A 12,424-nucleotide genomic window follows, 5' to 3' on the forward strand; every position below is an offset into this window, starting at 1 on the left:
TAGCCGGCGCAGGCATCACGCCACCTACACGCCGCTGTAGACAAAATCTCGTTCTTGGCTTGAACGTCCTATTCCGTGGGCAGGCGCTTCTTCCGGTAGGAGGCTAGCTTCCCGGTTTGCAGGAGCCCTTGAGAGGGCCGGCAGCGGGCTCCTAGATGTACGACTCGGAGCGCGCAGGGCACGATTTCGTAACGTATACTCGTCCGGTGATTGAGCGTATGAAGAAGTTGTACCGGCAGGTCATCAACTCGAACGCGGGAGAGGTGACCAAATTCGCCATCGACGGCATCGCCGGAGAGGTTCCTACCGGAAGAGAGCCCTCTTCGGACGAGCAAGTCACGCTCTTCATCAATGACCTCCCTGTGATGACCGCCGCGGTGCAGGCCAGAGCCAACGGTCGGGGAAACTTCGAGTTTGGTGTCTATGATGTCTGGCGATTCGCGCAGAAGACCGACGTCCTTTCCGTTCGGTACGGCGACCAGGCATTGCGAATGCCTAATGGCAAGCTGTCTCATCCGTCCCTACGGAACGGCAAAGAAGACTTTGACGCACTGAAACGTAGGTTCGCGCAGGGACAGGCCTTCGATAACGAAGGCAAGATCAGGTCTCTCCCCAAGAATGAGGATAAGGCTTGGCAGGACGGTGTGCTGAGCTTGTACGGGGAGGTAGCGAAGGTGATACAAGCGGTCACTGGTAGCCAAGCGTTCCTTTACAGCGGCACCCTGTTGGGCTACGTGCGCGAGAACGGGTTCATTCCGCACGATAAGGATATGGACTGCGCTTATCTGAGCCAGACGGCCACGGCACAAGAAGCGCGTGCGGAGTTCGTGAAGGTAGGCGAAGCGCTGATCACCGCTGGCTACCAGGTGACTCCGAAGGCGTCGTGCATCGCTGTTCGTGACAGGCACGGCTCACGGGACATGGTCGATATTGCCCATCTGTTTCTGAAGCCGAACGGATTCGTCGGCTTTCCCTTTGGTACGGTCGGCGTGGAAGAGGTTCCCGCCGAGGACTTCCTTCCCGTACAGGAATCAACCCTGAGCGGCTATCCGGTAAACGTGCCGAGCCACCCTGAACGAATCGTGGCCCATGTGTACGGTGACGACTGGCGCATCCCCAACCCCGATTTCCGGTGGAAGGACGCCCGACGGCGCCGAGATGCCCAGGCGCTCCTGAGCTACACGGACAGGACCCGTCTGGCTATGGATGATTTCTACGCCCACGACGCCATCACGTCACCGTCCGCCTTCGCACAGTGGACTGCGGCGGCCGGCGCGGACGTTGCGGCCGTCATCGATCTCGGCTGTGGGAACGGCCGCGACGCCGTTCACTTTGCCGACAGGGGCCTGTCAGTCACCGCTGTCGATTCCAGCAGCTATGCGGCCGCCGCAGCGCATGCCCTTGTCGGTGGCAGGCAGGGGATTGACGTTGTCGAGGGGGACGTGCTGGAACACGGCAGGCTCGCTGCCCTCCGCAACCGAGTACAGGATGGCGCCGTCCTGTTCTATGCACGGTTCTTGCTGAATGGCCTGACAGATAGCGAAGAGCAGCGGTTCTTTGAAGAGCTGGGTGACGCAACGGTACCCGGAGACTTCGTCGCATTGGAACACCGGACAGATCTGGACGCCCCGCTCAAGAAGGCTCGGTTCCGGTCCTTCCGCCGGTTCATCCCCGCGGCTGACACGCTGAAGCTGCTGCAAGGACTCGGATTCGAAATACTAGACCAGCAGTCCGGGACAGGACTGGCCAAGTTCGAACGTGAAGACCCGGAGGTAGTAAGAATCCTGGCTCGCAAGCTCTAGGAATCCCCGACACCGTCAGGTTCTTGGGCGCACGCCGGATGTCGGGAGCTTCCGTGGAATTCGGCCGCGGCCAAGAGAGCAGGCGAAGGCTTACGGCTCCAGAATGATGTTCAGCGCGTGCGCCTTGCGGGCCGTTCCATCCACGAGCTCGGCCTGCCAGACTTCCAGCGCCGCCTTCAACAGCGCGGCCGGGGTCTCGGGCGCCTTGCCGCGGCGGGTCAGCAGGTGCCGGGCTAGTTCGCCGCGGGTGTGTTTGGCAAAGTGCGAGACGACCGTGCGCTTGCCGTCGCGTTCCTGGAACACGTTGACTACCACCGTGCGGGTCGGCTCCGGCGTCCAGGCCGCGGCGTAGGTGCTGGAGCGGCAGTCGACCATCAGGTGCCCCTCGGCGTGCGCGTCCAACGCTTTCGGCAGCCGCTTCTTCCAGTACGAGGCCAGCTTCCCGGTTTCCGGCAACCCCACGGACATGGACAGCCGGTAGGCCGGAATGCTGTCCGCGAAACCTATGGCACCCCAGAGCGCTGAGATGACGACGACGGCGGCGTCCGCCTTGCGCTTCTGCGTGGTCGTCATGGTGCGGTAACCGAGCGCGTCGTACAGCACACCGGAGTAGACAGTGTGTGCCGGCGCGGACGGTTCGTCGTGCAGCCGGGTATTGCGCTCCACCTCCGCAGCCAACGACGCGCCGACGCAAAGCTGCGCCAGCGCGTCCGGACTTTGGCTGATGTGGGCGAGGGCGGCCAGCACTTCTTCCCGTGCCGGATTTAGCTCCGGGAACTGCAGGTCCTGCAGTCTGAAGGGATGTCCCTTGGCGGCAGCGGTCTTTCCTTCGGAAGGCGGAAGCAGAATCAGCACCGTAGCAGCCTACCGTCGGACTGCATCCCCGCACGAAAGGCGGTAGCACCGCCGTCGTCATGCTGGGAAACCGACGGAAGCCGCCAGATTACTGATGGCGGGGGAGCAGGCCGTATCCTGAAGGCGGGACGGGTTGGCTGGGCGATCGCGTCGGACGGGTCTGTGAAGATTCGTCTGCCGAGGAAAGTCCGGGCTCCGCAGGGCAGGGTGGTGGGTAACGCCCACTCGGGGAAACCCGCAGGCTAGTGCCACAGAAAATAGACCGCCAGGGCTGCCTCGTGCAGCACCTGGTAAGGGTGAAACGGCGGTGTAAGAGACCACCAGCGCGCCGGGCGACCGGGGCGGCTAGGTAAACCCCACCCGGAGCAAGGCCAGACAGGGCACGATCGAGGGCTGCTCGCCCGAGTGTCCGGGTAGGCCGCTTGAGGGCACCGGCAACGGTGCTCCTAGATGGATGATCGCCACCCAGCGGCGGGCAACTGCCGCAGGTGACAGAACCCGGCTCATAGGCCAACCCGTCCCACACTTTCCTTATTTCGGGGGGGAGGCGTACCCGTGCGAGGAAGCAGCCCCGCCGGGTTGGGGTGGCCGCCGGGACCGCTTCGACTGCGGAACTCCGCGGCAATGTAGGGGGGGTTGCGGCGGAGCTCGCCACTGCACAGTCTCGCAGTCCTTCATAGCCGTAGGTATCCCCAAAGTTAGTCGGGTAAATAGGTACGCCACACAGCACGCTGTGCGCCGGCGGCATATCTAACATTGCGGAGGTCGAGGACGACAGTGGCGGGTACAGTCTCCGCTGGTTCCGCCACCAGCCCCTATCTTTCCCCGGGGGAACAAATGAATTGCCCTTCGACCTCATCTTTGCGCCGCATGATGCGCGTCGGCCTGACGTCTGTTGCGCTGACAGCCTTGCTGGCCTCTGGACTCCCGGCAGTGGCTTCCGACCACCCCATGCAGAGCAACCAGCCGACTGCAACACCCGCACCGATAGATGCCATGCCGGACAGCGTTGGGATCACCGGTGAGAGCTCTGTCCCCACCGAGACGCTTGTCGCTGAAACTCCTGGACCTCAGTCGACGCCGGAGGATGTGAGCCCTGCGCCTTCGACTCCTGCAGAGTCGTCCAACCCAGCGTCAGAGGAGACGGGAACGCCTCCGGCCCCAGTGCGGCAGGAGCCGTCCTTCCCATCAGAGGCCGCAAAAGACGTTTCGGATGAAAAGGGTTCTACCTCCATGCGGAAAAGTGCCACGGAGGATTCGCCGGAGACGAGCAGCCCGACGCCGGAACCTGCGCATGTGGCAGCGGGACAAGCGGCGATCAGCAAAAAGGCTACCGCGCTGAAGCTCACCTCCGTGAACGATTTCCGCTGCACGCTCAAGGACAATGGCTGCGTTCGCACCTACACCGATGCGGCCGGCAAGGCGAAGATCGCGATTTACTGGACTGCTGCCACGGCTGCGCACACGGTGGATCTCAATCACTCCATCTACAAGACCTATCGGGACGCAAAGTTTGAAAACGGCAAATACGGATATCCCGTCGCGGACATGACGGTCCGCTCCGACAAGAGCGCCACGCAACGCTTCCAAGGCGGGACCATCAGTTACACACCTGCGCACATTGTTGCTGGCAAGAAGGCCATCGACGCGAAGGCGAAAAGGCTGAACCTGGTTGCAGTCAATGATCTCAACTGCCGACTGGTGGGTAACGGCTGCGTCCGTACCTATGCACCGTCGGCCAAGAGCGCTAAGCGCGTCGCCATCTATTGGACCGCCAAATCCGGGGCGCGCAGCATGGACCTTCAACACCAGATTTACAAGAAGTTCAAGGCAACTGGATTCGAGCGCGGGACGATGGGCTATCCGACCTCGGACATGGAGTGCGGCCTCAAAGCGAAGGGGTGTGTCCAAAAGTTCCAGCAAGGAACCATTGCCTACTCGCCCTCGACAAGCGCGCGGACCCTGACGGCACAGATGAACTACAGCTGGAAGGCCCGCGGCAGCCAGAACGGCAAGCTGGGTTACCCGATGCAGGACGCAGTGAAACGCAGCGGCAAGACCACACAGGTCTTCCAAGGCGGATCCCTTGTTGCGGCCCGGGTGGGCGCCGTGATGTACCCCAAGAATGAATGCTGGGCGATCGGTGCCAACAAGACCCGCTATGACCACAAGTGGGCGAACCGCATCTCGTTCACCATCGCGGAAAAGTACGAAACTTCTAAGGCCAGCTTCATCAATTGCCTGAGGGTCGGATCCGTTTACAAGCAGGAGTGGAAGACGGGCAAGGCCACCGTTGGCCTCAAGGGGTTCAAACGCCCCGGCGTAGCATCCGGCCACACCCAGTACCGTTGGTCCCCGCAAGGCAATTTCACGGTTCACGAAGCATTCGGCGAGGGCAACCCCGGTACCGATCTCAAGTACAAAAAGCTGAAGAAGAATTCCAGGTGGTCCGGCACCGTCGGATCCTCCTACAACAAATACTACGAAGCCAGCTCCGTCGGATACGAGCGCTGGCCGGACGAAAACATGTGGTTCTACATGCGGCTTCCCACTGGGGACTATCGGCAAGGCGCCGTCATCGACTACAACCGGGGACCGGGACAGAAGATCAAGCAGGGGGCAGGATTCGCCATCTTCCTGCATGCCAACCCCGTCCCGACCGCCGGCTGCATCGCACTGGACCTGAAAAACGTCATCCGCTACTTGAAGACGGCGGACCCCGGCGACCGAATCATCATGGGTGTCCGCCAAGACATCTTCATAGCTTGACGCTTGCGGGCGGCGGGCGGTGCTTCCCCGATGGGAACGCCGTCCGCCCGACGGCCATCAAGGAATGGGAAAGCGGGCCTGCCGTTATGGTCTTGTAACGTATTGGCATGACTTCCCAAGCGTCGCAGCGAGACCTTCGACTTGATACGGCCAAGGGACTGCTGATCTTCGCAGTGGTGCTTGGCCACTTCCTCGAAGAGATCGGCTTTTGGAAGGCGGACGGCACTAGGCTGGCGCTCACGGGCATTTACATGTTCCACATGCCTGCATTTGTGTTCCTGGCCGGAGTGACCGCCAAGACAAGCCGGCTGGGCCAGCGCATAGGAACGTTTGCTGTGATTCTGGTGGCGTTTCAGACCTTGTACTTTGTCTTCGTCAACGTGCTGGGCATCGACCGGAACTTTTCCATCGAGAGGCCGTTCTGGATTCTCTGGTTCCTGCTCGGGATGATTTGGTGGCTCTTGCTGCTCCCGGTCGTTACGAGGTTTCCCAAGGCGGCTATTGCGCTGTCCGTAGTTATCGCCCTGGTCGTCGGCGCCTTGGACTCGGTCGGCTATACGTTGTCGCTCTCGCGGGCTTTGGTTTTCCTGCCGTTTTTTGTGCTGGGTGCCACTTATGGGAAGCGTATTGTTCGTGCGGTGGGGGAGGCGACATGGGTGTGGAAAGTGACTGCTCTTGTTGCTGCATTGGCTGGCTGGCTGCTGGTCTATAGCCAGGACATTCCGCACCAGTGGCTGTATGGCTCCTTCAGTTTCGACAGGCTTGACGTTCCAGATGTCTTGGGTCTGGGCACTAGAGCGGCGCTGCTCCTGATTGCAGCGGTAGCGATCAGTGCGCTGCTCTGCATTGCACCTAGCCGGCAGGGGTTCGTTGCCCACCTCGGTCGGCACAGCCTGGCGGTCTACGTCCTTCACGGGTTTGTTGTCCTTGCCGCGGCGGAGGTGTTGCCTCCCATCCAGGAGCTGTGGGGGAGCGCAGGAGTCCTCGCGCTGGGGCTAGCGCTGGCTGCGGTCACCACACTGCTGTTGGCTCTGCCGGTCTTCGAGAACAGCATTCGGCGTGCCTCGAGCCATATTGTCAGGAGCTACTCGGCGGCGGTCGCAGAGTCGAGCGGCGAACGGCTCGATGCCCGCTAACGTGAGGCAGTTCACGTGTAGGCGTACGCCGATGCTGCCAGCAGTCCCTAGAATGGTTAGCAGGTAGGTGTGTCCGACGCCGCTTGGGGACAAGCGGCCAAGCTGCGCAGACCTCTCAGCTTCCCGCCGGCAGTTGGCGGTGGCGTGCCGTCGAAACGGACAGTATTGTCTGGCGAAAGCGGCGTCGTCGTGAAAATCCACGGCGGTTGACAACCGGGCTCGAGGGAGAACCCGGCTGATGTAGGAAGGTAATTCTGTGAACCAGATGTCAGAGTCGGCCCTAGATGCATGGAGCAACCGCCAGGCCCTTGCCGAAGCGATGATCCCGATGATCGGCCGGTTGTACCGAGAGAACAACGTGGTCACCTCCATCCACGGGCGCAGCCTGATTAACCAATCAGTGGTGGGCATCCTCAAAGCGCACCGCTTCGCCCGCCAAATCGACGACGCCGAACTGCCGCTGGAAGAAACCTTCCCGGTGGTTGAGGCGCTGAGCGAGCTGGAACTCGGCGCCGGCTCTGTTGACCTGGCCCGCCTGCTGGCGAAGTTCAAGAGCGAGGCCGCTGGCGCCGATCTGAAGGACTTTGTCCGTGCTGAGCTGGCGGACATCGTCGGCAAGCGCGGCGCGGACGAGCGCACCAGCACCGATGTGGTGCTTTACGGCTTCGGCCGCATCGGCCGCCTGCTGGCCCGCATCCTGGTGGGCCACGCGGGTGGCGGCCATGGACTGCGCCTGCGCGCCGTGGTGGTCCGCAAGGGCAGCGACGACGACCTGATCAAGCGCGCCAGTCTGCTGCGCCGCGATTCGGTGCACGGTCCGTTCGACGGCACCATCTCCGTGGACGAAGAGAACAAGACCATTCAGGCGAATGGCACGCTGATCCAGTTCATCTACTCCAACGACCCGGCCTCGGTGGACTACACCCAGTACGGCATCAAGGACGCCATCGTGGTGGACAACACCGGTAAGTGGCGCGATGAAGCCGGGCTGTCCCAGCACCTGCAGTGCCCGGGCGTCTCGCGCGTGGTGCTGACCGCACCCGGCAAGGGTGGCCTGAAGAACATCGTGCACGGCGTGAACCACTCGGACATCACGGACGAAGACAAGATCGTTTCCGCGGCTTCCTGTACCACCAACGCCATTACGCCGGTACTCAAGGCCCTCAACGACAAGTACGGCATCGCGCATGGCCACGTGGAGACGGTCCACTCCTACACGAACGACCAGAACCTGATCGATAACTTCCACAAGGGCACGCGGCGCGGCCGTTCGGCGGCGCTGAACATGGTGCTGACCGAGACCGGCGCCGCCAAGGCCGTGGCCAAGGCCCTGCCGGAGCTTGAAGGCAAGCTGACCGGCAACGCCATCCGCGTCCCCACCCCGGACGTGTCGATGGCCATCCTAAACCTGAACCTGGAGCAGGACGCCACCAAGGAAGACCTGAACGAGTACCTGCGCGGCATGTCGCTGAACTCGGATCTGCGCAAGCAGATTGACTACGTCAACTCGCCGGAAATCGTCTCCACCGACTTCGTCGGCTCGCGCCGCGCCGGTGTGGTGGACGGCCTGGCGACCATCGCCAACGGCAAGAACGCCGTGCTCTATGTCTGGTACGACAACGAGTTCGGCTACAGCTGCCAGGTGGTCCGCGTGCTGGAGGAGATCGCCGGGGTCAACCCGAAGATCTTCCCTGCCGTGATGGAGCAGGTGGCGGAAACCGTCTAACCGGGCGTATTCAGCACTAACGACGGCGGAGGCCGGCGGCAGCGAATGCCGCCGGCCTCCGCTATGGCTTAAGCCGGACGGCGTTCCTACAATGGCGGCATGGTAGAGATGACGCGATGGGAACAGGCGCAAGCCAACCACAAGGAGGCCCAGCGGCTGCTGAATGCGGCGCAGGATGCTTACGCCCGCGGCGATGTGCCCGAGAAGCGCGTAGGCGAGCTCAAACGGCTGCGCGACATTGCGCTGGAGGACTTGCACCGCTGCGAGAAGGACCACAGGTCCGGCCTCACCGACAGCTGACCTGCCGCGCCTGCAGCCAGGCTCAGGGGTCAGTGGCCGAACGGGTCGGGATCGACGCCGGGCAGCCAGGTGTTGCCGGGGACACCCCAGCCTTCTTTCCGAATGTTCTTGCGGGCCCGCTTGCTCCACCGGTCGTTGAGCCGGTCGATGTACAGCTTGCCGTCCAGATGGTCGTATTCATGCTGCATCACGCGGGCGAACCAACCCGTTGCCTCGAAGTCCACCGGAGCGCCGTCCGCGTCGAAACCGCGGACCCGCGCCCACTCTGCCCGCTTCAGCGGGTAGCTGTGGCCCGGTACGGACAAGCAGCCCTCGTTTTCCTCGTCGGGGTCCGGTTCCGCGCCGGAGACCTTGCCGAGCACCAGCGTTGGGTTGACCAGCACGCCCCGGGCCGGGACGTCGTCGTCGTTGGCAAACTCGTAGGTGAAGATCCGCAGGCCAACCCCCACTTGAGGAGCAGCCAGGCCCACCCCGTGTGCTTCGTCCATCGTCTCGAACATGTCCGCTATTAAGGCCCGGAGTTCGTCGTCGAACGTCTCCACCTCGACGGCGCGGCGGTGCAGCACCGGTTCTCCGGTGACGGTGACGGGGCGGACAGTCATTTTTCTCCTTCACTCAGGATGAAGCTTCTGCGGCGGCCTCGACGGTGCTGTGCGCTACAGCGGGACATGCAAAGAGCCGTCCCGACGTGCGGAACGGCTCTTTACCTGCCGGCTGCTGCCGGGACCTTCGGGGTGAGTAACGGGGATTGAACCCGCGACCTCCTGGACCACAACCAGGCGCTCTGCCAGCTGAGCTATACCCACCATGTGCCAACTTGTTCCTCCCGACGGGCCCCGCTCAAGCGGTTCCTGCCGGTCTCCAACCAGTAAGGCAACGCAGACCAGTTTACATGCTTTTCATCTGGCTTTTGCCACTTTAGACCATTCCCGACGGGAAAGTGGCGCACCTAACAATCTAGTCCGCCGGGGTGGCACTGATGCTGGCTGCGATCTTCTTGGCGGTGGCGGAGTCCGGGCCCGGGGAGGGCACGAAGATTGCTTGGCGGTAGTAGCGGAGTTCGTTGATGGAATCTTTGATGTCTCCCAGCGCGCGGTGTCCGCCGCTCTTGGCCGGGGACTGGAAATAGGCGCGCGTGAACCAGCGGCGGGACAGCTCCTTAATGGTGGAGACGTCAATGATCCGGTAGTGCAGGTGGTCGATGACGCGCGGCATGTCCCGGGCCAGGAACGTCCGGTCCGTGCCGACTGAGTTGCCGGCCAGCTGTGCCTTGCGCGGCTCCGGAACCCACTGCGTGATGTATTCCATCACCTTGTCCTCGGCTTCCGCCATGGCCATGCCGTGCGGGAGTTCGTCCAGCAGCTTGGACGTAGTGTGCATGGTGCGGACGAAGTCGTTCATCTGGGCCAGGGCCTCAGCGCTCGGCTTGATGACAACATCGACTCCCTCGCCCAAAACGTTGAGTTCCGAGTCGGTGACCAGCACGGCAACCTCGATGAGCGCATCCGCCTCGAGGTCCAGCCCGGTCATTTCGCAGTCGATCCAGACAATGTGTTCGTTAGAGATTGGCACCCGTCAAATGTATCGCGTCCAGGTCTCGCCCCGGGGGACGGTTTCGCAGGGGCCGGCGACTGGCCCGGTGCTAACATGCAGAAAGCACCATCAGCAGCTGCCTGCTGACGTTGCGTCCGCCTGACCGTTCTGAGGCGTGCGGACCACCGCCGAGACGATGACCGCACCGGACCAGGTGTACCGACCCCGGAGTGATTGGACCGCCGAGACGATGACCGCGCAAAGACCTACGGCCGAGCCCTCCGTCCCTCGGGGCGGCAGCGACGTTAAGGAGCGGTCCACCCTGAGCATCGTCGAGGGTGCCGTCGGTTCCTTCATGATGTTCCTTGGCTCCCTCGGGGTCGGTTGGCTGGCCTCGGTGTCCGAACTGCGCCGCTGGCCGCTGCTGATCTTCCTGCGCGTGGAACTGGTCGGCGTTATCCTCTCGGTGGTCCTGCTGGCCTTGGGCGGCATGATCCTGGTCCGTGCGTGGCTGCGGCTGGGGCAGCAGTTCACCGTCTGGGGTGCCGAGGCACGCCGCGCCACGCTGACCGCGATCGTCGCCTGGGGTGCACCGTTGGCGTTGAGCATCCCGCTGTTCAGCCGCGATGTTTACGCCTACATCGCCCAGGGCAAAGTCATGGTCAACAACCTCAATCCCTATGTGGATGGGTATGACCAGTTGCAGAATTACCTGCAGACCGGCGCCGACGATCTCTGGGCACGAAGCCCAACTCCCTACGGCCCGATCTTCCTGTGGATGGAAGAGTTCATCGTCTGGCTCAGCGGCGGGCACCCGGAATACTCCATCGTGATGTTTCGGATCCTCGCCATCGCCGGCGCCGCGATGTGCGTCTACTACGGACCCAAACTCGCGGAACTGCACGGGATCAATCCGAACCGTGCGCTCTGGCTGGCCTGCGCCAACCCGCTGTTCCTGACCACCTTCATTGCCAGCATCCACAATGATGCCCTGATGCTCGGGTTGGCGCTGGCGGGCCTCTACTACGCGGCGACCCGGCGGGTGCTGCTGGGCATCCTGCTGGTGACGCTGTCCATAGGCATTAAGCCGATCACGCTGATCTTCCTGCCGTTCATCGGGCTGCTGTGGGCGGGCAAGGGCGCCAGTTGGCCGCGCAAGTTCGGCTACTGGGCGCTGACCGCTGGCCTTTCGTTTGGAATCCTAGCGGTACTGGGCGCCATCAACGGTCTGGGCTTCGGCTGGGTCGGAGCGCTCAGCCAGCAAGGCGCCGGCCTGATGATTTGGTACGCGCCGGTGGGCCTGCTGGGGATCTTCCTTGGACTGGTCTCCGGCGGACTGGGGTTCGATGGCGCTGCTGTGCAGTCCGCCGTCTACACGGCCGGGAAAGTCGCGGCTGTGCTGATAGTGCTCTACACCATGTTCCGCGGAAGCTACGACCGAATCGTCCGGCGGTTGGCGCTGGCACTGGCCGCAGTGGTGTTGCTCGGGCCGATGATCCAGCCGTGGTACATCGTCTGGCTGCTGCCGCTCTTCGCCGCCACCGGTATCCGGAATGACTGGCAGGTTCGCACGGTCTACGCGGTGACGTCGTTCCTCATGATCTACGCGATCACGGACCAGCTGGACATCTTCCCGTACATCGAGTTCGACCTTGACACAGCCCGCCTTCTGGCCTGCATTGTGGCGGTCGCCTTCGCCTTGTATCTGGTGTTCTTGGATCCGAAAACCCGCAAACTCTTCCGCAAGAAATACGCCGATGCAGACGACCAGCGCCTTTTCTGAAGTGCTGAACTGCATGTGGCAGCTACCTAGGAGACCGTAGGCCAATGACCAACGACGCCGAACACATCATCGCCGCAGACTTTGACGTCACTGACTGGGTTCCCGAACCGTACGAAGTCGAAGGGACCAACTCCGATCTGAGCCGCGTGCTCGTGACCAAGGTTTTTGACGGTTTGCTCACAGGAACCAGCCGGGCCGAGTTGCTCATGGCTGGCAATGCAACCGGTGCCGGTTACGTCGCGTCCGAGGTCTTCACCGGAGCTGTGGACGGCCGTGAAGGCACCATGGTGATCCAACACTGGGGCCTCGCCGAGGGCGAAGCCGCGGCCAGCGACGGCCACATCATCCCGGGTTCTGGAACGGGCGCACTCGAAGGAATCGTGGGGAAAGCCATCTACGTCCAGGATGCAGCAGGGCAGCACAGCCTTGAACTGCGAGTGTTCTTCCGCGAGGACGAATCCACGGTTCGGAGTTGAATCAACTAAACTCGGTAGGTGCACCGCCGGCCCCTACGGGATGG

Annotated in this window: 10 protein-coding genes, 1 tRNA gene and 1 other RNA gene; 8 read left to right on the plus strand and 4 right to left on the minus strand. The window is 62.6% G+C overall.

Annotated elements, in window-relative coordinates:
* The first annotated feature begins 206 nt into the window (after positions 1-206).
* Complete coding sequence (locus AC5RW2_RS03410; protein ID WP_493962234.1) at positions 207-1,802, plus strand: LicD family protein; 1,596 nt, start codon at positions 207-209, stop codon at positions 1,800-1,802.
* Positions 1,803-1,892: 90 nt separating this feature from the next.
* Here the strand turns inward: AC5RW2_RS03410 and AC5RW2_RS03415 are convergent, their stop codons facing one another.
* Complete coding sequence (locus AC5RW2_RS03415; protein ID WP_493962233.1) at positions 1,893-2,657, minus strand: YaaA family protein; 765 nt, start codon at positions 2,655-2,657, stop codon at positions 1,893-1,895.
* Between the two features lie 129 nt (positions 2,658-2,786).
* On the opposite strand from AC5RW2_RS03415, the gene rnpB reads away from it, so the two are divergent.
* From rnpB to AC5RW2_RS03440, 5 genes are all read left to right on the plus strand, one after another.
* Positions 2,787-3,179, plus strand: an RNA gene (gene rnpB / locus AC5RW2_RS03420) — RNase P RNA component class A.
* 348 nt (positions 3,180-3,527) lie between these two features.
* Positions 3,528-5,426 carry a L,D-transpeptidase family protein gene (locus AC5RW2_RS03425; protein ID WP_494073692.1) on the plus strand — a complete coding sequence of 633 codons (1,899 nt, stop codon included), beginning with the start codon at positions 3,528-3,530 and terminating at the stop codon, positions 5,424-5,426.
* Between the two features lie 107 nt (positions 5,427-5,533).
* Positions 5,534-6,562 (plus strand): acyltransferase family protein, encoded by a 1,029-nt coding sequence (locus AC5RW2_RS03430; protein ID WP_493962231.1) that lies wholly within the window; start codon positions 5,534-5,536, stop codon positions 6,560-6,562.
* A gap of 265 nt (positions 6,563-6,827) precedes the next feature.
* Entirely contained in the window at positions 6,828-8,288 is a 1,461-nt protein-coding gene (locus AC5RW2_RS03435) for a glyceraldehyde-3-phosphate dehydrogenase (protein WP_493962300.1), read from the plus strand.
* Positions 8,289-8,387: 99 nt separating this feature from the next.
* Positions 8,388-8,588 carry a hypothetical protein gene (locus AC5RW2_RS03440; protein ID WP_493952617.1) on the plus strand — a complete coding sequence of 67 codons (201 nt, stop codon included), beginning with the start codon at positions 8,388-8,390 and terminating at the stop codon, positions 8,586-8,588.
* 29 nt (positions 8,589-8,617) lie between these two features.
* Here AC5RW2_RS03440 and def read toward each other — a convergent pair whose 3' ends face one another.
* The 3 genes from def to orn form a co-directional block, all read right to left on the minus strand.
* Positions 8,618-9,190 carry a peptide deformylase gene (gene def / locus AC5RW2_RS03445; RefSeq protein ID WP_493962230.1) on the minus strand — a complete coding sequence of 191 codons (573 nt, stop codon included), beginning with the start codon at positions 9,188-9,190 and terminating at the stop codon, positions 8,618-8,620.
* A 131-nt stretch (positions 9,191-9,321) separates the two neighbouring features.
* Positions 9,322-9,394 (minus strand) — tRNA-His (locus tag AC5RW2_RS03450).
* 151 nt (positions 9,395-9,545) lie between these two features.
* Complete coding sequence (gene orn, locus AC5RW2_RS03455) at positions 9,546-10,160, minus strand: oligoribonuclease (RefSeq protein ID WP_493962229.1); 615 nt, start codon at positions 10,158-10,160, stop codon at positions 9,546-9,548.
* Between the two features lie 211 nt (positions 10,161-10,371).
* Between orn and mptB the strand changes: the two genes are divergently transcribed.
* Positions 10,372-11,904: a polyprenol phosphomannose-dependent alpha 1,6 mannosyltransferase MptB gene (gene mptB / locus AC5RW2_RS03460; protein ID WP_493962299.1), complete on the plus strand. Its 1,533-nt coding sequence runs from the start codon at positions 10,372-10,374 to the stop codon at positions 11,902-11,904.
* 44 nt (positions 11,905-11,948) lie between these two features.
* Positions 11,949-12,380 (plus strand): DUF3224 domain-containing protein, encoded by a 432-nt coding sequence (locus tag AC5RW2_RS03465; RefSeq protein WP_493962228.1) that lies wholly within the window; start codon positions 11,949-11,951, stop codon positions 12,378-12,380.
* Positions 12,381-12,424: the final 44 nt, after the last annotated feature.

It is taken from the genome of Arthrobacter sp. B0316-1-20 (assembly GCF_059091865.1).